Source organism: Janthinobacterium sp. TPC_1, assembly GCF_056037845.1.
This window is the reverse complement of sequence record NZ_CP195157.1, coordinates 4,764,849-4,786,161: the sequence shown is the minus strand read 5'-3', so window position 1 is coordinate 4,786,161 and position 21,313 is coordinate 4,764,849. Positions and strand designations below refer to the sequence as shown.

Annotated in this window: 11 protein-coding genes and 1 pseudogene; 9 read left to right on the top strand and 3 right to left on the bottom strand. The window is 67.2% G+C overall.

All coding sequences use genetic code 11. The features are described 5' to 3' along the window. The first annotated feature begins 2 nt into the window (after positions 1-2). A complete protein-coding gene (locus ACQVLG_RS23295) occupies positions 3-8,507 on the top strand; it encodes a LysM peptidoglycan-binding domain-containing protein (protein ID WP_474291184.1) in 8,505 nt (2,834 codons plus the stop codon). Positions 8,508-10,538: 2,031 nt separating this feature from the next. On the opposite strand, the gene ACQVLG_RS23290 is transcribed toward ACQVLG_RS23295, so the two are convergent. The 3 genes from ACQVLG_RS23290 to ACQVLG_RS23280 form a co-directional block, all read right to left on the bottom strand. Then, positions 10,539-11,489 carry a 2-hydroxyacid dehydrogenase gene (locus ACQVLG_RS23290; protein WP_474291183.1) on the bottom strand — a complete coding sequence of 317 codons (951 nt, stop codon included), beginning with the start codon at positions 11,487-11,489 and terminating at the stop codon, positions 10,539-10,541. 112 nt (positions 11,490-11,601) lie between these two features. Further along, a complete protein-coding gene (locus tag ACQVLG_RS23285; RefSeq protein ID WP_474291182.1) occupies positions 11,602-11,913 on the bottom strand; it encodes a hypothetical protein in 312 nt (103 codons plus the stop codon). Then, entirely contained in the window at positions 11,853-12,284 is a 432-nt protein-coding gene (locus ACQVLG_RS23280) for a hypothetical protein (protein WP_474291181.1), read from the bottom strand. Before ACQVLG_RS23280 ends, ACQVLG_RS23285 begins: the two co-directional genes overlap by 61 nt. A 234-nt stretch (positions 12,285-12,518) precedes the next feature. On the opposite strand from ACQVLG_RS23280, the gene ACQVLG_RS23275 reads away from it, so the two are divergent. The 8 genes and pseudogenes from ACQVLG_RS23275 to ACQVLG_RS23240 all read left to right on the top strand — a co-directional run bounded on the left by ACQVLG_RS23275 (position 12,519) and on the right by ACQVLG_RS23240 (position 21,216). Next, complete coding sequence (locus tag ACQVLG_RS23275; protein ID WP_474291180.1) at positions 12,519-12,899, top strand: hypothetical protein; 381 nt, start codon at positions 12,519-12,521, stop codon at positions 12,897-12,899. Beyond that, on the top strand, positions 12,805-14,703 hold the full coding sequence (locus ACQVLG_RS23270; protein WP_474291179.1) for a TonB-dependent receptor: 1,899 nt from the start codon (positions 12,805-12,807) through the stop codon (positions 14,701-14,703). The genes ACQVLG_RS23275 and ACQVLG_RS23270 overlap by 95 nt, the downstream gene beginning before the upstream one ends. Positions 14,704-14,801: 98 nt before the next feature. Continuing rightward, the gene (locus ACQVLG_RS23265) at positions 14,802-15,677 is read left to right on the top strand and encodes a hypothetical protein (protein ID WP_474291178.1); all 876 of its coding nucleotides are present in this window, start codon (positions 14,802-14,804) and stop codon (positions 15,675-15,677) included. A gap of 68 nt (positions 15,678-15,745) precedes the next feature. Next, positions 15,746-16,903 (top strand): sensor histidine kinase, encoded by a 1,158-nt coding sequence (locus tag ACQVLG_RS23260; protein WP_474291177.1) that lies wholly within the window; start codon positions 15,746-15,748, stop codon positions 16,901-16,903. 128 nt (positions 16,904-17,031) lie between these two features. Next, on the top strand, positions 17,032-18,501 hold the full coding sequence (locus ACQVLG_RS23255) for a circularly permuted type 2 ATP-grasp protein (RefSeq protein ID WP_474291176.1): 1,470 nt from the start codon (positions 17,032-17,034) through the stop codon (positions 18,499-18,501). Next, the gene (locus tag ACQVLG_RS23250; RefSeq protein ID WP_474291175.1) at positions 18,495-19,439 is read left to right on the top strand and encodes an alpha-E domain-containing protein; all 945 of its coding nucleotides are present in this window, start codon (positions 18,495-18,497) and stop codon (positions 19,437-19,439) included. Before ACQVLG_RS23255 ends, ACQVLG_RS23250 begins: the two co-directional genes overlap by 7 nt. Further along, on the top strand, positions 19,439-20,248 hold the full coding sequence (locus ACQVLG_RS23245) for a transglutaminase family protein (RefSeq protein ID WP_230538020.1): 810 nt from the start codon (positions 19,439-19,441) through the stop codon (positions 20,246-20,248). Before ACQVLG_RS23250 ends, ACQVLG_RS23245 begins: the two co-directional genes overlap by 1 nt. A gap of 91 nt (positions 20,249-20,339) precedes the next feature. Beyond that, positions 20,340-21,216, top strand: a pseudogene (locus tag ACQVLG_RS23240) (proteasome-type protease). Positions 21,217-21,313 lie beyond the last annotated feature (97 nt).

Below are 21,313 nucleotides of genomic sequence, written 5' to 3'. Positions count from 1 at the left end.
GTATGGCCACCACCGATACCGCGCTGGAAAACCTGCAGCAAGCCATCGTCAACGCCGCCAGCGGCGGCCCGTTCGCCCTCGATGCCGCCTTCCTGGAAGCGGGCCTGGCCGACCCGGACGTCGCGCCGCCCGAAAAATTCGACGCCATCATCGGCCAGGCATTCCAGATCGACGCGGCGCAGTTCCTGATCAGCTGCGCGCCAGCCGACGTGGGCGCCGTCAGCGACGGCGTGTTTACGGTCAGCAAGGCGAGCCTGCCCTTCATCGGCGGCCTGCTGCAAACCCCGGCCACGCTGGTGTTTTCCACCCAGCCTGCCGCCGCGCGTACGCCGGGCGACAACGGGGATGACGACGGGGATGACGCGGCCGTGCTGGTGGTGCAGGCGGCCGCCAGTCCCGCCGACTGGAACTGGGACAGCAGCTTTCCCTTCATGGGCGGCTGGCCGTTCAGCGAGTTGCCGCTGTCGGGCGCGTTGCTGGTGTTTTCCAGCGCCGACGGCGTCTATCCATGGGGCGGCGGCGCGCTGTCCGTCACGGGCGGCGCCAAGCAGAACCTCAGCGCCAGTGTGGCCCTGCCCGCCTTCGTGACGCCGTTTCTGGAACTGTTTTCCGACCTGGCGGCGCCGCCGGGCAAGCTGCAGATCGGCGGCTACCTGGACATGGCGTTGTACGACGGCAAGACGTTCGAACTGGGCGGCCTGATGCCCAGCGGCGTGCTGTCGGCCACGCTCAGCGAGCTCGACTGCACGTTCGCCGGCTACCTGCGCGTGGCCGCGCCCAGCCTGACCGTGACGATCCCGCCGCCCGTCGATGCGCCGCCGCCCGACGCCCTGCTGCTCGACGGCGGCATGCAGCTGCTGCTGCGCGGCGAAGGCGAACTGGCCGACGAGGAAGCGGCCGACGGCGACCAGGCCGCCACGCTGGCCCTGATGGCCACGCTCAGCGTGGAAGGCGCGGGCGCCACCGACTACACGCTGTCGCTGCTGCTGCAGCCATCGAACGCCGACGGCGACGGCAACTACACGGTCAGCCTGGAAGCGGGCAGCGACGGGCCGCCCCTCAGTCCCGGCGCCGCCATCAGCCTGATTGGCGGGGGCGCCAGCTATTTCCGCGCCACCCCGGCCGTGCTGCAGGAGTTCCTGACGTCGTTCGGCCTCGGCGGCATGACGATCAGCGGCAGCATCCCGCCCAAGGCGGCGCCCACCGTGGACCAGGTCACGCTGCAGCTGCGCAGCGTGCGCGATCTGAGCTGGCAACCCATCCCGGCGCCCACGCCGGAGCTGAGCTTTACCGTCACCTCGTTCTTCCTCGACTGGACGGCGTACCAGCCGCTGGCGAGCAAGGCCAGCGGCAAGTCGCGCTACGAATACCTGTTCGGCACCACCTTCACGCTGTTGCCCACGGTATTTCGCAACCTTGACGGCACGCCGGGCGGCGAATTCGAGGTGCAGTTCAACTCGGCGCAGCTGTTCCAGGCCAGCTTTCCCGGCAAGGCCACGCTGTCGGACTTCCTGTCCGTCGTCTCGAACGGCCTCGTCAGCCTGCCCGACAGCATCCAGGCCGAGGTGTCGAATATCGTGCTGAGCATAGACGGCGCGGCCCAGTCCTTCGCGTTTTCCAGCGACTACGCCATCAGCCTGTCCTTCCTGACGGTGGGCGGCGCGCCCATCCTGAGCATTTCGGAAGGCCAGATCAGCCTGTCGGGCATCAGCGCCACGGTGGCCGCGGACAAGCAGGAAGGCGCGCTGGCCCTTGTCGAGGCCGGCAAGGCGGGCGCCGGCACGGCCTGGGCCGGTTCCATTTCCGGCTTGCTGGGCGTGGGCGCCAGCCTGCAGGCGGCCGTCAGCGTGGCCTACAGCAGCCAGGAAACGCCGCCCCGCTGGACCCTCTCCGCCTCGCTCGCGCAGGAGCTCGACGTGGGCGAGATGATCAAGCAATTCTTTGCCGCCGGCGGCATCTATGATTTCCCCATCTTCTTGCCGGGCAACCTGAAGATTTCCGCGTTCGCCATCGAAGCGGTCATTCCCAGCGGCAAGCCCAGCACGGACCTGGCCACCAGCTACACGGTCGACACCACCTTCACCTGGCTGTTCCTGCTCGGCCAGCAAGAGATCGGCTTGCAGAAAGCCACGCTGTCGGTGCAGTATGACGGCGCCAAGCCGGCCGCGCAGCAATTCTCGGGCAAGGCCGATGCCGTCTGGATTTATACCGCCATCAATCTGAAACTGGGCTTCGGCTATGCGTTCCAGCCGACGGACAAGGGGCCGAACCACACGCTGTACGTGAGCTGGGAAGGCTTCACGGCAACCTATACCAGCGGCAACGAGATGCTCAGCTTCACCCTGGCGGGCTGGTCGCTGGGCAGCCTGATCCAGGCGCTCGTGCGCACGCTGGGCGATCCGTATTTCGTGCTGCCGTCGCCGTGGGACTTGCTGAACCAGGTCACGCTGGACGGCCTGTCCATCAACGTGTCGCTGAAAAGCGGCGAAAAGAACCGCCTCAGCGCCACCTACACGCTCAGTTCACCGCTCAACCTCGGGTTCATCGTCATCCGCAGCATCGTCTTCAAGCGCAATACGGACGGCAAGGTGACCCTGGCGCTGGACGCCACGGTGCCGCCATTACTCAAAGGCAGCATGGGCGACTTGCTGGACCCGGCCAAGGGCCAGGACGTGGAAGAGATGCCCAGCGTGCCGGGCGCCGGTTCCAGCTATTTCAAGGTCTTCCTGCTGATGCTGGGCCAGCGCGTGGCCATCAACGGCGCGACCGACTTCAGCTCGACCAAGGCCGTCATCGACGCGCTGGCCGGCGTGCCGCCTACCACGGGCAAGAACAATCCCGTCAATCCGGGCAGCGGCGTGCCGGGCCAGCCGTACTACCAGCCGGACAGCAACTGGCTGATCGCCGCGCATTTCGGCGTGCTGCAGACCGCCGGCGTGTGGGCCGTCGACGTGCAGATCGTCTTCAACGATCCCAACCTGTACGGCCTGCGCCTGACCCTGGGCAGCCCCAAGATGGGCGGCCTGGCCGGCCTGGTGGTCGATATCCTGTACAAGAAGATCAGCGACGACGTGGGCCTGTTCCAGATCGACTTCACCTTCCCCGACAGCATACGCAACCTGAACTTCGGCGCCGTCAGCGTGGTGCTGCCGATGATCGGCATCAAGATATACACGAATGGCGATTTCCTGATCGACATCGGTTTTCCCTACAATATGGACTTTACGCGCTCGTTCAGCTTCAGCGCCATCGTCTACGGCGTGCCGGTGATGGGCTCGGGCGGCGTGTATTTCGGCAAACTGTCGAGCGCGACGGCGACGCAGGTGCCGAAAACCGAGCTCGGGTATTTCAATCCCGTCATCGTCTTCGGCCTGGGCCTGCAGCTGGGCCTGGGCTACAACTTCGTCAAGGGGCCGCTGAAAGCGGGCTTCGCGCTGACCGTGTTCGGCATCATCGAAGGCGTGATCGCCACCTACCATCCATACGACCGCGCCAACGCCGTCGCGCTGGCCAACGCCGGCGCGTCCGGCAGCGTCCAGGAAAGCAGCTACTTCAAGCTGACGGGCACGTTCGGCGTGATCGGCATGCTGTACGGCGAAGTGGATTTGAAGATCATCAGCGCTTCGCTGCTCGTCAATATCACCGTGTCGGTGCAGATCGGCTACGAATCCTACCGCGCCATCCCCCTGTCCGTGACGGCCTCGGTGCGCATCAGCCTGCGCGTCAAGATCGACCTGGGCATCTTCAGCTTCACCATTTCCGTGGGCTTTTCCGCCACCGTCAGCGCGCAATTCCGCATCGGCAGCGACAGCCGCGCCCCGTGGGACGGCGGCGGCGCGCTGCGCCTGGACAGCCTGGCGCGCGGCCGCGCGCGCACCTTGCCGATGGAACTGCAGGCCGCCATGCTGCGCGCCGGGCCGCGCCGCCAGCCGCGCCGCGTGCTGCGCACCGGTGCCAAGCCGGTGCTGCAACTGGTGACGGCGCCGCAATTCACGGTGCTGGCGCCGCAGGGCGCCACGGCCAGTAGCGCGCAGCAAGGCGCGTTCGTCTGCCTGTTCGCCATGGATGCGCCGGACCCGGCCGCCGGCGGCGCGGGAACGGGCACGACCTCGTTCGACCTGCTGTGCACCGCGTATTTCCCGTGGCTGCTCGACGCCTTGCAGCCGGCGGCGCCGGTCGACGGCGCGGCGCTGGACCTGGCTGCCGCCGCGGCCGCCAGCGTCACGCTGGCGCAGCTGGTGGCGGGCATCCAGGTGCTGGCCGACCCCGCCATGCAGCCATTCGGCATGGGCGACCTGCTGCACTTCCTCGCCGACAGCTTCACCGTGAACATCAGCGCGCCGGGCGCCAATATGGACGGCGCCACGCTATTCCCCCTGTTCGACGGGCTGCGGCTGGACGTGCCCGACCCGCAAGGCGCCGCCGGCACGCAAGCGATCGACCTCGAAACCTACGCGACGGCGACGGAGCAGTACCGCAGCACGGTGGCCGGCGTGCTGCGCCAGGTGGCCGCCAGGGTGGGCAAGGCGCCCGCCAGGCCCGCGCTGCTGGCGCAGGATGACGCTGAGCCCGAATCGATGGCGGCCTTCATCTTCGTCGACGTCTTCAGCCTGATCGGCCGCGCGCTGCTGCAATCGGCCATCGATGCCTTCGACAATTACAGCTATGCGCTGCAGCCGGGCGACAGCATCGCCGGCATCGTCGCCGCCTTCAACGGGGCCGGCAACGCCATCGACGCGGACGACGTGTCGCTGCCGAATGCCGCGTATCCGCTGAACGGCGCGCTGCCGCTGCAGGTCGGCGGCCTGTCCGCCGTGATCCAGGCCGGCGATACGCTGGCGGCCATCGCCGCCCGCTACACGGATCCGGCCGGCGCCGGCGGGCGCTGGCAAACCACCGCGGCCCAGCTGATCGGCGCGAATGCGGCGCCGCGCGCGCTGCGCACGGGCGTCACGCTGGTCTTCGACTTCGGCGCCGGCGCCGTCAGCCACGTCACCGCGCCCGGCGACAGCTTCGGCGCCATCGCCGCCGCGCTGGGCGTGCCGCTGGCCGCCCTGGCGCAGCAGGCGTCGCTGTATGCGCGCGCCGACCTGCTGCTGCCGACGGCCATTCTCGCCGTGCCGCCGCTGGCCTATGCTTCCGTTGCCGGCGATACCCTGGCCGGCATCGCCAGCCGCTTTGCCGCCACGGTCGCCACGCTGGGGCGCGACAATGCCGGCGTCGCCAATCTGTTCGCCGCGGCCCCGGGCCGGCTGGCCATCGCCCGCCTCGACGCCTTGCCGCTGGAGCAGCTGTGGAGCGGCGTGCAGGCCAGCGGCGCCGTGGCCCAGGCCGCCGGCCAGGTCGCGCGCTTCGTCACCTATGGCTTGCGCCTGCCCGTGGCGCCGGGCCTGAGCCTGTCGCCGTCCTTCCTGTATAGCAAGACGCAGACCGACTACGCGCTGTACCAGCTGACGGGCCAGCAATTCCCCACGCCCGCCAGCGCCGCCGGCGGCTACCGCATCGGCCTGGGGCGCAATGCCATGTCGCATGGCGTCGCCCTCGATTTCATCACCTTCGCCGGCGCGCCCGGCACCAGCCTGCCCATCGACCTGGACGCCGCCTATGGCTTGCTGTCGGGCGTGCTGGCGTATGCGCAGGCGGGCAGCTTCGCGCCGTCGCCAGGGCTGCAGATCCTGCCGCTGGCTTCCTTGCAGCCACGGCAGTTCCCTGCGGCTGGCTACGCCGCCTGGATCACCGCCGACCTGGCGCGCCTGACGGCCGTGACGTCGGGCGACGCTATGGGGGCGCGCGCCGCCGCCAGCCAGGCCACGCCGGCGCCGTATCTGTGGCAATTGCCCGACGCCATGCTGGCCAGCATCGCCCAGCGCCAGGACACGCTGCAGGCGCTGTACACCGAGGCGCAATACGCGGACATGCTGGCCCTGATGCCCGCCTATCGTCCCCGCATCGGCAACACGCCGCCCAACAGCAGCAGCACGGTATTCCAGGACGTGAGCGGCTATGCCTACGCCACGCGCGTGGACTTCCAGATCACGCGCATGCCGGCCGCCACCGTGGCTACCAACGACGCCAGCGGCACCGCGCTGGCCAGCGCGGCCACCCTGGCCCACGTCTACGAGCTGGTGGGACCGTCGGCCGCCGATGCCCAGCGCCTGCAATACTTGCTGAGCGGCATGGCCGCCGTGGGCGAAACCCTGGTGGCCGGCCTGTTCCTGCTGTACAGCGAAGGCGGCAGCGACCAGGTGGCGCTGACGGGCCAGGCCGATGCCGACTACCTGTGCTTCCTGACGCAAACCAATCTGTCCACGGAAAGCCATCCGCCGGCCAGCCGCATGCTGCTGGACGCGGCGGGGACGGCCTTGCCGCGCGGCATAGCCAACAGCCCCTCGCAATTCATCAAGCTGCTGTGGGAGCAATCGGTGGTGCGCGGCGGCGGCTACTATCTGTATTTCGAGGACATGGTGTCGGGCGCCGGCCTGCCGCCCTCCGTCTTCGACGCCACGGGCACGGCCACGCTGACCCTGGTGGTGCCGCTGGCGCGCCAGGCCGGCGCCGCCGGCACCGTGCCGAACTTCGTCAACGCCCTGCTGACGACGCAGGCGATCGATCCGCAGCAGGACGTGCTGGTGTTCGAATCGCAGAGCAAGCCGGCCAGGACCCAGCCTCTGGCCCGCGCCGCCACGAGCACCCTGGCCGCCCTGGCCGCCACGTACGGCATGGGCGTGGGGCAACTGGCGCAGCAAAACGCCGCGCGGCCGCTGCGCGCCGGCGCCAGCGTGCCCGTGGCCGGCATCCTGCACCAGCTGAACCAGCAAGACATGGCCGCGCCCGCGCAAGCGCTGGAGCGGCTGGCCGCGTATTACTCGGCCGGCGCCACGCCGCTGAGCGCGGCGCAGATCGCCGCCTACAATCCCGGCGTGACGGTGGCGCTGGGCGCAACCATGCGCATTCCGCCGCTCGTCTATCGCGTGCCCGCCGCCTCTGACGGTCCCGGCAATACCTTCGCCGCCCTGGCCGCCTACTATGGCCTGTCGGTGGATGCCCTGGCCATGGGCGCGGCCGCCACCGAAGGCCTGTACGCCGATGGCGCCGTGCTCGACGTCGACAGCCTGGCCCTTGATGCGCAAGCGACCTTGGCGCCTGGCAACCTGTCGTTCCAGCTCGAGCGCCCCAACGACGGCGTGCCCGTGCTGCCGCCCGATCCCACGCCGCAGCAACGGCGGCACTATGCGCAAGCGACCCTGTCCGCGCTGTACAACACGCTGTCGGCCGGCCTGGGCGCCAACCCGTATTTCCTGCCCAGTCCCTACAGCCTGCCCTTCGGACCGCAGGACCATGCGAACGACGGCGACGGCGACGGCGGCGACGCCGGCGAAGCGCACCGCCGGCGCTATGCGGCCGCGGCCCTGGCCGATTACGACTACCGCCAGGCGCTGGGCTACCTGGGCAACGACAGCCAGGGACGGCCGTTCGCCACGCTCAATGCGGCGCCGGCCAATCCGCCGGCCGGCCTGCCGCCCGCCGCCGACAATCCCTACCTGGGCGTGGGCGGCCATGCGTCGCTGGCCCTGCGCTGGCAAGACCTGTTCGGCAACACCACCGTCACGCCGTTCGAGGCGCCGCCGGCCGGCTACACGGGCGCGCTGGACCAGGCCCCCGCCCCGCTGCGCTACACGGATCGCCTGCTGGGCCTGTCCGCCTGGCCGAAAGTCCAGGCCAGCTACCTGTATGGCACGGATGCGGGCGGGGCGCCCGCGCTGCTGCTGACCTTGCGCATGGATGGCCTGGCCTACGCCACGCCCGCCGATGCGATGCAAGACTTGCCCACCTACCAGCGCCTGTACTTCCAGCTGCACCAGGACTATACGGGCCTGGGCGTGCCCGGACTGAGCGGCAATGCGGTGAGCATCTCGCTCAGCAACTCCCTGCTGGCCACGCCGCTGCAACCGCTGGGCGAGGCCCAAGCGCGGCAGGTGCGCGACTTCGCCGCCGCCTGCGCCATTTACCTGCAGGCCCTGGCCGGCGGCGGCAGCGCCACGGCGCCCGCCGCCACGCTGTCGGTGCCGGTGCCGCTGGCGCAACTGGCCGGCGCCAACCGCATCGCGCTCGACGTGGCACTGGTGCTGACGCGCCAGGCCATCTTGCTCGATCCCGTGCTGGCGGCCCTGCCGGACGGCGCCAGCGTGGTCAGCGCCGTGCTGCCGCAGGCCGACACGGATGGCGGCGCTTCCAGCTACACCACGTTTGCCAAGGCGCTCGAAGCGTGCCTGAAGACGCCGCAATGGTCGATGCGCGCGGGCGCGGGACTGACGCGCGTGGGCAGCGCCGGCCAGCAGACGCAGCAATTGTTCGCCGTGCGTTTCAGCGACACGCCGGGCCAGGGCATCCATTTCCGCCTGGGCCAGCAAGCCAGCTCTACTACGCGCCGCTGCCCGTCGCCAACTCGCTGGAAAGCCGCACGGTCAGCATCGACGCCTATCCAGGCAATGCGCCGCATGCGCTGACGTTCAACAGCGTCGACCTGAACCTGTGGCTACAAAGCTGTCTCGACGCCGTCGACAAGTTCCTCTCGGCAACCTATGCGCCGCCCGCCTACATCCTCGATCGCCTCAACGGCATCGCCGATCCGCTGCAGAGCGGCCAGCTGGGCCTCGTACTCAAGGCGAAGCAGACGCTGGCCGACGCCATCAGCGCCACGGTCAGCCCCGTGCTCAGCAGCAGCGCGGCGGACGAAGCGACGCGCGCCAGCGCGGCCGCCACCATGCGGCAGCAGCTGCTGACCACCCTGGGGCCGGCCTTTGCCGCCGGCGCCGTGGTGGTGTACGGCGTGGACCAGGTCACGGGCGCGGACGGCATCTACGCGGCCGGGCCGCCCGCGCTGTACGGCCAGCCCGCCGGCGCGGGCGCAGCCGACGGCGGCGACAACCAGAACTACACCTTGTTCCCGACCCGGCTGCCTTTGCTGGGCGCGGCAGTGCCGGAGCAGAGCCGGCTGTCATTCAACTTCATCTCGAAGAATGTCGAAGGCCAGGCCTATGTGCCGCTGGACTTGCGCTATCAGATCACGCACATGGAATTCGACCAGCAATTCGTGCCCGGCATCGAAAACTACGCGCAAACCCAGTGGCTGCTGTTCATCACCGGTCCGTTCGAGGTGCCGCTGGGCAATGGCACACAATACATCCCCGTGCTGAACCGCGCCCTGCCCGTGCCGCCCACGGTCAACCGGCAAACGGCCACCGCGTCCGCCGCGCCGCAGGCCGGCCGCCTGCGCCTGGCCGCCGATGGCTTGCAGCCGGCCCAGCTGGCCCAGTGGGATTACGGCTTCAGCTATACCTATCGCCAGGCGGCGCAGGATGCCGTGCACGTCAGCATCGTGCTCAACGTGCCGCCGCAGGCGACCAGGCTGTCCGCGGCGGCCGGTCCCGACCTGTTCACGGCGCTGGCCGCCTTCGTCAGCAACTATCCGCTCATCTCGGCCGACCTCGACGCGTTCCTCGCGCCCCTCGACGGCAAGCAGGACACGGCCGATAGTATCCCCAAGGCAACATTGGCCACCACCGCCTTCCAGCAGCTGGTGACCCAGGTGGCGGCCAGCTATGGCGAGCATTTCGGCGCGGCGCGGCTGGCGGCGGCGCAAGGCGAGGCCAGCGTGGCCGTGGAATTCGACGCGCGCCTGGAAGACCACGACGGCGACGCCTGGTATGCGCTGCTCAATGTCACCGTCGGCGGCGCGCCCGCCACCTACGACCCGCAGGCCGGCACCCTGAGCAACGGCGCCGTCAGCGTGCCCGTGCCCGTGCTCGGCATCGATGCGCAGCAGTACCGGGCCACGCCGGCCACGCCCACGCCGCCCGATGCGCTGCTGGCCTACCGCTACGCGGCCATCGCCGCCGACACGCCCGACCTGTCGTTTGCCGCCGCGCTGGCCAATACCGGCCGCGAGGTGCGCATGCCGGGGCTGAACGTGATGGTGTACCAGAATGCCCAGGCCTCGCTGTACGTGCAGCGCAACCGCTACCTGTGCCCGCCCAGCCAGACCCAGGTGTCGACCATGCCCGCCTTCCTGTACCAGACGCCGGTCGTCAAGTTCAGCGACCCCATCCTGCCGCGCCTGAGCTGGCAGGGCTATGATTTGCGGCAAGTCGCACCGGTGGGCGGCAGCGACGTGGCGGCCTACATGAGGGGCTTCTTCAACGCCCTCTTCACGGGCGCCTCGGGCAGCGTGCGCATCGCCATGGATGGCTGTTATTCCTACAGCGTGATGCCGGCCGTGGCGGGCTTTCCCCGCACCTCGCTGCCGGTCAGCCTGCTGCCGGCCGTGCTGGCGCCCATCGATGCGGCCCAGCCGCCCGCCGCGCCCATGGCGCTGGTGGCCCAGGTGCAGCAATGGTATGACACGCAGCAGCCGACCACGGATGGCGGCGCGGCCATGGATTTCCGTCTGAATTTCTTTACGGACGGCGCGCCCGAGCAACTGCTGCTGTCGCTCGACGACGTGCGCTGGGTAGTGCGGCCTTGACGCGGCGGCAGCGTCAGGGCACGGGCGTGCGCAGCGGCAAGCCGGCGAAGTGGGCGGCCAGGTTATCGACGACCAGTTGCCCCATCGCATGGCGCGTTTCCACGGTCAGGCTGCCCACGTGGGGCGTGAGCACCACGTTCGGCAAGGCGCGCAGGGCGTTTGGTACGCGCGGCTCGTCGGCAAACACGTCGAGGCCGGCCGCGCCCAGGCGGCCCTCCCGCAAGGCGGCGATCAGGGCCTCTTCGTCGATCAGGGCGCCACGGGCGATGTTGATCAGGGTGCCTTGCGGACCGAGCGCGTCGAGCACCGTGCGGTCGACGATCTTGCGCGTGGCCGGCGAGCCCGGCGCGCAAACGATCAGGTAATCGCTTTCCTGCGCCAGGGCCAGCAGCGATGCGGCGCGTGGCGCGCTCGCGCAGGGAATGGCGCGCGGCTGAAAGTAGCGGACGTTGACGCCGAAGGCGGCCAGGCGCAGCGCGATGGCTTGCCCGATCTGGCCGAAGCCGAAGATGCCGGCCGTCTTGCCGCGCAGGCTGGACGCTGGGGCGATGGCTTCGCGGCGTCCCCAGCCGCCGTCGCGCACGAAGCGGTCGAGCGCCACGACGTGCCGCGCGCTGGCCAGCAGCAAGGCCAGCGCCAGGTCGGCCACGTCATCCGTCAGGACGTTCGGCGTGGTGGTGACGGCGATGCCCCGTTCGCGGGCCTGGTCGAGCGCCACGCCGTCGAGGCCCACGCCATTGACGGCGACGATTTCCAGCTTCGGCAGCAAGGCCATGTCGGCAGCGTTCAAGCCCAGCGCGCCCGTGGTGACGACGGCGCGGATGCCGGGTGCCCGTTCGGCCAGCCAGGCGTGGCGCTCGTCCGCCGGCACCTGCCAGGCGTGGTGGCACGTGTATTGCTGTTCCAGCTGCGCGTTGACGGCAGCCGAGGGACTGGGGGCGAGGATGAGGAGTTCGGGTGGCATGGGCGTCCTGGGTCGTGTCGACAAGATTTGCAGACGCAACTTAGCATAGTTGGGAACCAGCCGGGGCTGAGCGCCCGTAATTACCGTGAAAACCGTGTACCGCTTGGAAACTTTAGCCCGGGCAAGGCACGCGCTTGACCTTGCCCCCCGTCTTGAACGGGTCGGCGCCGGAGCCAGGATTTTCGGCCATTCCATAGCAGGTGGCACCGCCGGCGCTGACGACGCGCGTGGCGGGCCGGCCATCGGCCGTCAGGTATTCTTCCACGCGGATGACGGGGCCGCCGCGCCAGGCGGAGGCGACCAGCTTCTGGAAGGCGCTTTCACTTTTCAGGTCGGCAGCGGCCAGCCAGGGTTTGTCTTGTTTCAGTTCGCCGCGCAAGGCCTTGTCGGCGGCGCCAGCGGCCAGCCGGGCGCGCGTGCGCAAGTCGCGCCGGCGCCGGCCGGCGCGGCGGGCAAGTCTTCGGCGGGCACGGTGATGCTTTCCGCAGCCACGGCCGGTGGTGCGAGGATGGCGGGAGGCGCGGCCGGCGGCGCACTGCTGCGCGCGCGCGGCACGGGAGCCGGCATGGGCAGCGGCAAGGCCATCGGCGGCGCCTGCGTCTGCGGCCGGGGCGGCAGCAAAGTCATGAACGCCACTTCCGTGTATTGCTTCAATTGCCGCGCCGGCAGCAGCAGGAAATACAGGCCCAGCACGTGCATGGCCAGGATCAGCGCGACGGCCGCGCCTTTCAGGCTCAAGCCGCCCCGTATGCGCAGGCGCAGGGAGGCGGACGGTAGTTGGCGGTGCAATGGCATGCGGTTTCCTGTGGGCGCCGGGCGCGATGGCCTATTTTAGCGAAACTTGACCGTAGTCATTAATAAATCCACAAGGTATCGTCTGGCGCGCCTTTTCCCGCCAGATTCCGGCACTTTTAGGCGCCCGGTGTGGCACGGATGGCGACTTTTTTTGCCGCTTTCTCACACTTTCCCACGCGCGGCGCCTCACTGGAATATAATGATAATCATTCTCATTAATATCCGGATAACTCCATGCGCACCTTCCGCCTCGTCCCTACCCCGTTCGCCCTGGCCGCCTTCCTGCTGGCCAGCGCCGCCGCCCATGCGCAAGACGCGCAAACCATGCCGACCGTGGTCGTGAGCGCCTCGGCCGACGCCTCGGCGGAAGGCTTGTCGAAAGCCTACGCGGGCGGCCAGGTGGCGCGCGGCGGGCGCATGGGCATCCTCGGTGCCGTGGACATGATGGACTCGCCGTTCGGCAGCACCAGTTACACGCAGCAATTCATTGCCGACCAGCAAGCGCGCAGCGCGGGGCGACTTGCTGCAAAGCGATCCGGCCGTGCGCATGTCGCGCGGCTACGGCAATTTCCAGGAAGTGTATGTGATCCGCGGCTTCGCCCTCGATTCCGATGACGTCGCGTACAACGGCCTGTACGGCGTCCTGCCCCGCCAATATGTCTCGCCGGAACTACTGGAAAGAGTGGAAGTGTTCCGTGGCGCCAGCGCCTTCCTGAACGGCGCGGCGCCGGGCGGCAGCGGCATCGGCGGCGCCATCAACCTGATGCCCAAGCGCGCCGGCAACGCGCCGCTGACGGAACTGACGCTGGGCGTGGAATCGGGCGGCCACGCCTATGCGGCCATCGACGTGGCGCGCCGCTTTGGCGAGCAGCAGGAATTCGGCGTGCGCGTAAATGCCGCCAAGCGCCAGGGCGAGACCGGCATCCAGCGCGAAGACCACGACGTGGGCATGTTTTCCGTCGGCCTCGACTATCGCGGCCGCGGCTACCGCCTGTCGGCCGATGCCGGCTACCAGAATTTCGACCTGACATCGCCGCGCCCGTCCGTCGGCATTGGCAGCGTGGCCGTGCTGCCATCCGCACCCGATGCGTCGAAGAACTTTGCCCAGCCGTGGAGCTATTCGAAGGAGCATGACGTGTTCGGCACGGCGCGCGCCGAAGTGGATCTGGCCAAGGATGTCGTGGCCTGGGCCGCATTTGGCTCCCGCTCGACCAGGGAGGCCAACAGCCTGGCCGAGCCGACGTTGACTTCGATCAATGGCGACGCCGAGGTGTCACGCTTCGACAATGCGCGCAAGCAGGAAATCCGCACGGGCGAACTGGGCATTCGCGGCAAGCTCGTTACGGGCGCCGTCAAGCACACCCTGGTGGCCAGCTGGTCCGGGCACTGGAATGAAGCGAAGAACGCGTATGCGATCGGCGACAAGTTTGCCACCAACATTTACGCACCGGTCGACGTGACCGCGCCGCCGACGCCATACGCGGGCGGCATCATGAGCGACCCGCGCATCACCCAGAAAACCATCCTCAACAGCTACGCCCTGGCCGACACCATGGCCTTCCTCGACGACCAGCTGCTGCTGACCGTGGGTTTGCGCCGCCAGCAGATCAAGGATGCCGGTTACGACTACAACACCTCGGCGCCGCAAGGCAAGGCCTATGACGAGAGCGCCACGACGCCCGTGGCTGGCATCGTCTTCAAGGCCAGCAAGGACGTGTCGCTGTACGCCAACTACATCGAGGCGCTGGTCAAGGGACCGGCGGCCACGGGAACCTACGTGGAAAACGGCCAGCAGCTCAATGTCGACAACATGGGCGAGGTGTTTGCGCCGTATAAATCGAAGCAGAAGGAAATCGGCGTCAAGTATGACGGCGGCAAACTGGGCATGAGCGCCGCCCTGTTCACGACAAGCAAGCCTTTGCTGGCCGTGGTCGGCAAGCGGGCCGAACTTGATGGCGAACAGCGCAACCGCGGCCTGGAATTGTCGATCTTCGGCACGCCGATGCAGGGCGTGCGCCTGCTGGGCGGCTTGACCTGGCTCGATGCAAAGCTCAGCAATACCGGCGTGGCCGCCAACAATGGCAAGAAACCCATCGGCGCACCGGAAACGCAGATGAGCGTTGGCGGCGAATGGGACGTGCCCGGCGCGCCGGGCCTGACCCTGAACGCCCGCACCATCTACACCTCGACGCAATACGCGGACCTGGCCAACAGCAGGCAACTGCCATCGTGGACCCGCCTCGACATCGGCGCGCGCTACCTGACGCAAGTGGCGGGCCGTGACGTGACCTTGCGCGCCCGCGTGGACAACGTGACGGACCGCAATTACTGGTCGTCGGCCGTGTCGTCCTTCAATATCGGCTCGCTGGTGCTGGCCGCGCCGCGCACCGTGGTGGTGTCGGCCAGCGTGGCGTTTTAAAGACCGCGCGCCTGTCGCGCGACGAAAAGCTGCCTTCGGGCAGCTTTTTTTATGTGTGCGCGCCTGTGCCGCAAGCCGCGCTTCGGCGACAATGCGGCATGAAACGACTCCCTGCCCTGCTGCTTTTGCTTTGCCTGTCCCTGCCAGCCGCTGCCCAAAAGCAAGCCGCCTGTCCCTACGCCGCCTGGAAAAGCGGCTTCAAGGGCGATGCGCGGACGCAAGCCACGTGTTTGTTGCGTCCCGTCAAACTGTATGCGCGGCTGGGCGACAGCGCGCCGCTGCCGGACTTTCTTGCCGAGCACATCGGCCAGCGCACGGACGTCGCCCCGGCCCGGCTGCGCGCCTGGCTGGCGCGGCAATCGATCAGCGAAGCGGACGCGGGCGGCGCCGTCGATGCACCGCTGTCGCGCGCCGTGGGCCGGCTGGCGGCACCGATGGCCCGCTATTTCGTCATCCACGACACCAGCTACCCGAATTTCTTGCTAGAAACCATTCCCGAGCACATCAACGACGCCAGCTGGGATTTCAACAACTTTACGCTGCGCAATCCGGCCCTGGGCGGCGGTCCGAAAGGCCACGTCTACGTGAACCGCCTCGGCGATTCCCTGGCCGTGCGCGACTTCGGCACGGCCGGCTATGCCAGCAAGCTGGAAAAGGACAAGCCTTCGCTGACGGGCCTGTTCCTGCACGTGGAACTGGTGCAACCGCGCCACTCCGTGCCTGGCGGCGGCAAGGGCAACGACGGCCTGGCGCCCGATCCCGGCTTTACGCCCGCCCAATACGAGCGGCTGGCCCTGCTCTACATCGCCGCCAGCGTGCGCAAGGGCACGTGGCTGATCCCCGCCTTCCACGCCGTGCTCGATACGGGCTTTGCGAACGGTCATGACGACCCACAGAACTTTTCCCTGGCCGAGTGGTCAGCCTCGCTTTCCCGCCTGTATGCGGCCTTGCGGCAGGCCGATACTGGTCAATAAGGCGTTTTCCTGGCGGCGAATCAGGCGCATACTATGATGAGCATAGTCATTCCTGTCCGGGAGTCCAGGTGAATATTGCCACGGATCATCATGCGGGTCGCCAGGCTCGCGCGCGCCAGCCACTGCAGCGCGCGCAGCGCATCTTTGCCATGCGCGACGCCGTCCTCAACGCCTGGGAACAGCGCGTGCGCGCCAAGGTGCGCGGCGCCGACCGCTTGCTCACGCCCATACTCATCAATACCCTGCCCGCCTTTTTCGACAACCTGGCCGAAGCCCTCACGCCGGGCCATCCGCGCGACAATGCGGCCAGCAACAGCAACGTGCCCGCCGTGCATGGCAATGAACGGGCGCGCATGACCAATTACGGGCCGGAACAGGTGATCCAGGAATACCAGATCTTCCGCGACTGCTTCGCCGCCGCCGCCCACGATGCCCATATCACCTTGCGCCGCAAGGATTGGCAGGTGCTCAACGAGTCGATCGACTCGGGCATCCGCGAATCGATACGCGAATTTACCAGCATGCATGAAGGCTTCCGGCGCCGCATCGCGGCCGGCCTGTCGCACGACATGCGCAACCCGCTGGCCGTGATCAGCACCAGCGCCCAGCTGCTGCTGCGGCCAGCGGAGCCGGAACGCGTGGTATTGCTGGCACGCAAGATTGCCGAGCACAGCAAACGGCTCGACAGCATGATCGAGGAATTGCTCGACACTCTCAGCTACCACCAGGGCCAGCGGTTGCCGCTGGCCCTGAGCCAGTTCGACGTGCTGCCCCTGGTTCATGCCGTGGCCGGCCAGGTCAACCTGCAGCGGCCCGGCAAATGCCAGGTCAGCGGGCAAGCCGTCACCGGCTGGTGGTGCGAGAACTCGCTGCGGCGCGCACTGGAAAACCTGCTCGGCAATGCCATCAAGTACGGCGACGACGCGCCCGTCAAGGTGCACGTGGAAGCGTGCCACGAACGCCTGATCATCACCGTCCACAACGGCGGCCACGCCATCGCGCCGGCCCAGGCGGAACGCATCTTCGACTACCTGCGCCGCGAAAACGACAGCGCCGCACCCGGCTGGGGCATCGGCCTGCCCTTCGTGCAGAACGTGGCCGAAAGCCACGGCGGCAGCATCGCCGTCGACAGCGCGCCGGAAACGGGCACCAGCTTCATCTTCGACGTGCCCGTCGATTGCCGCCCGTTCGTCCCGCCAGTTGGCGTCCCCAACAGTGACAGCTAGCGCACCAAAACGGTGCAAAGGCTGGCGCGACGCCACAAAAGTGGTCATCTTTACACCTGTTCCCGTCCGCACTGTTGGCACGTTTCCTGCTGAGCTATACACAGACACGGCTCAAGGGACATCACAACATGGCAAATTTTTTCAATGAAATGACTGCAGATGACGTGGGGACGGACGGCAAGGTACGCGAACACTATCGTGAATTCGACAACTGGCTGGCGCAGCAATCCCCGGAAACCATCGCCCGCAAGCGGGCCGAAGCCGACCTGACGTTCCGCCGCGTCGGCATCACGTTTGCCGTCTACGGCGACGATGCCGGCACGGAACGCCTGATTCCATTCGACACCATTCCCCGCATCATTCCCGCCGCCGAATGGGCGCAGATGCAGACGGGCCTGGTGCAGCGCGTGCAAGCCTTGAACATGTTCATCCATGATATTTATCATGAGCAAAACATCATCAAGGCAGGCATCATTCCCGCCGAGCAAATCTACAAGAATGCCCAGTACCGCCCGGAAATGCAGGGCATCGCCGTCGCTTCCGACATTTACGCCCACATCGCCGGCGTCGACATCGTGCGCGCGGGCCAGGGCGAATTCTATGTACTGGAAGACAATTTAAGGGTGCCCTCCGGCGTGTCCTACATGCTGGAAGACCGCAAGATGATGATGCGGCTGTTCCCGGAACTGTTCGCCCGCAACCGCATCGCCCCAGTCGACCATTACCCGGACATGCTGCTCGACAACCTGCGCTCCGTCGCACCGATGGGCATCGATGACCCCACGGTCGTCGTCATGACGCCGGGCATGTACAACTCCGCCTACTTCGAGCACGCCTTCCTGGCCCAGCAAATGGGGGTGGAACTGGTCGAGGGCAAGGATTTGTTTGTCAACGACAACTCTGTTTACATGCGCACCACGCGCGGACCCAAGCGCGTGGACGTCATCTACCGCAGGGTCGACGACGATTTCCTCGACCCGCTGGCTTTCCGCTCCGATTCCTCGCTGGGCGTTCCGGGCCTGCTGTCCGTGTATCGCGCGGGAAGAGTCACCCTGGCGAACGCCATCGGCACGGGCGTGGCTGACGACAAGTCGATCTATCCGTTCGTGCCCGACATGATCAAGTTTTACCTGTCGCAGGAGCCGATTTTGAACAACGTGCCCACCTACCAGTGCCGCAAGAGCGCCGATTTATCCTATGTGCTGGCGAACCTGGCGAAGCTCGTTGTCAAGGAAGTGCATGGCGCGGGCGGCTACGGCATGCTGGTGGGGCCCGCGTCGAGCGCCGCGCAGATCGAGGACTTCCGCCAGCGCCTGCTGGCCAATCCGGGCGGCTATATCGCCCAGCCGACCCTGGCCCTGTCCGCCTGCCCCACGTATGTCGAGGCCGGCATCGCGCCCCGCCACATCGACCTGCGTCCGTTCGTGCTGTCAGGCAAGACGATTTCCATGGTGCCCGGTGGCCTGACCCGCGTGGCGCTCGGTGAAGGCTCGCTGGTGGTCAATTCCTCGCAAGGGGGCGGCACCAAGGATACCTGGGTACTGGAAGCCACATTATCAGAAGAAAAAGCAGCTTTTGCAGGAGAAAAAACATGCTGAGCCGCACTGCCGATCATTTGTTCTGGATGGCCCGCTACACGGAGCGGGCGGAAAATACGGCGCGCATGCTCGACGTCAACATGCAGACGTCCATGCTGCCCCAGTCCGGGCAGGACGCGGAGCAAGGCTGGCGCGCCACCCTGGGTATTTCCGAGCTGCAAAGCGCGTACGACCACAAATATGGCCGCTTCCATACGCGCGACGTGCTCGATTTCATGGTGCGCGACCCGAACAACCCGTCGTCGATCCTCGCCTGCCTGACGGGCGCGCGCGAAAACGCCCGCGCCGTGCGGGGCACCCTGACGACGGAAGTGTGGGAAATCCAGAACGCCACCTGGCTCGACGTGCAGAAGCGCTTGAAAAGCAATCTGCTGGAAACGGATCCCAGCGCCTTCTTCGAATGGGTCAAGTACCGCTCGCACCTGTCGCGCGGCGTGACATTGGGCACCATGCTCAAGGACGAAGCCGTCCACTTCATCCGCCTGGGCACCTTCCTGGAGCGGGCCGACAACACGGCGCGCATCCTCGACGTGAAGTTCCACGGTGCGCGCGACACGTCGAAAGACGTCGCCCAGCGCGATTTTTACTACTGGGCGGCCCTGCTGCGCTCCGTTTCCGGCTTCGAGATCTACCGCAAGGTCTACCGCGACGTCATCACGCCGGCACGGGTGGCGGAACTGCTGATGCTGCGCGGCGACATGCCCAGGTCGCTCCTTGCCTGCATGGATGACGTGGTGGAAAATCTGAAACATATCCGCAACGACGTGTCGGCCGATACGGAACGGTTTGCCGGCAAGCTGCATGCGGAGCTGAAATTCGGCCATATCGACGACATCATGAAGGCCGGATTGCACCATACCCTGACGGAGTTTCTGGAAAACATCTATGACCTGGGCAACCGGGTCAGCCGCGACTTCCTCGTTCCCCTGGCGGCCTAATGCAGCTCACCATCCGCCACGAAACCCGCTACGCCTACAGTGCGCCGCTGGCCTACACGATACAGCAGTTGCACCTGACGCCGCGCGTCGAGCCGCAGCAGCGGGCACTGTCCTGGCAAATCACGACGCCGGGCCAGTGCCACGCCTACACGGATGCCTACGGCAATCTGTCGCACATGCTGACGATCAATGGCAGCCACCAGTCGCTGAGCCTGGTCGCCCAGGGCGTGGTGGAAACCATCTACCCGCACAAGGGACGGCTGAACCTGGTCGATACCCTGTCGCCGCTGCTGTTTACCATGCCGACGCCGCTGACCCAGGCCAATCCCGCCATCGTGGAGCTGGCGGCCGCCAGCCTGCCGGACCGCCGCGTGACGGCCGGCACGGGCCATCTGCTGCGCCTGGCCGAGCACATCGTCGGCAAGGTGGCGTATGAAAGCGGCGCCACCATGGTCACCACCACGGCCGGCGACGCCCTGGCCCTGGGGCGCGGCGTGTGCCAGGACCACGCGCATCTGTTCCTCGCCTGCTGCCACGCCTGGGGCATCCCGGCCCGCTATGTGTCCGGCTACATCGATCCGGGCACGACGGGCCACGCAGCCAGCCACGCCTGGGTCGACGCGTGGACGGAAGACACGGATTTCGCGGGCTGGGTCAGCATCGACGTCACGCATGCGCGGCTGATGACGGATGCGTATTGCCGTCTGGCCATCGGGCGCGACTACGATTCGGCCGCGCCCGTGCGCGGCGTGCGCCAGGGCGGCGGCACGGAAACCTTGCACGTGGACGTGCAGATCGCGCCCGTGTAAATGGGCAGGAATGAGGCTGGGCGAGGCTTGCGGCGGATCGTCCAGCCCCGGCTGGTGTAGAATGTTCCCCCTTTTGATTTGATTTACGACAATGACATACTGCATAGGCATGCGCCTGAATGAAGGCCTGGTCTTCCTGTCCGACTCCCGCACGAATGCCGGCGTGGACCAGGTGGGCACCTTCCGCAAGATGAGCGTGTTCGAAAACCCGGGCGACCGCATGCTGGTGCTGATGACGGCCGGCAACTTGTCGATTTCGCAAGCCATCCGCCAGCTCGTTTCAGACCACGTCGATGCGGACGGGCGCAGCATCTGGAACGTGGCCAGCATGTATGACGCGGCGCGCATCGTGGGCGACGCCGTGCGCGCCGTGCACCAGCGCGAAGCGAAGGCCCTGGCCGACTGCGGCATCGACTTCAACGTCAGCATCATCGTGGGCGGCCAGATAGGCGCCGAGCGCTGCCGGCTGTTCCAGGTCTATTCGGCCGGCAACTTCATCGAATCGCACGATGAAAACACGTATTTCCAGATCGGCGAAGCGAAATATGGCAAGCCCATCATCGATCGCGTCGTCAACCCGACGACCAGCCTCGACGAGGCGGCCAAGTGCGCGCTGATCTCCATGGATTCGACCCTGCGCTCGAACATTTCCGTCGGCTTGCCTGGACTTGCTCGTCTACGAGACGGGCAGCCTGGCCGTCACGCGCTTCGTCGCCATCGATGAAAAGAACCAGTATTTCCGCATGATCCGCGACACCTGGGGCGAGCAATTGAAGCAGGTGTTCGAAGGCATCGCCGATCCCGTGTGGAATGCGGCGCCGGAAACCACGGCGAACGTGCTGTCGTCCACCAGCATGCAAAGCAAGCCCGTGCGCGTGGCCATCCCCGGGCACGTGAGCCGCGGCGGCCTGACGGTGGCGCCCCTGCAATCCTTGGCGCAGCAGTTCAGCGACGACAAGCAACATTGATCTGTCGCGCACCAGTTGCGCGCAGTGCTGGACAAGTCGCTTTCCGCGTGCTTTTATGGCAATATGAGTTGATATTTAATTCATATTGATCAGAGAG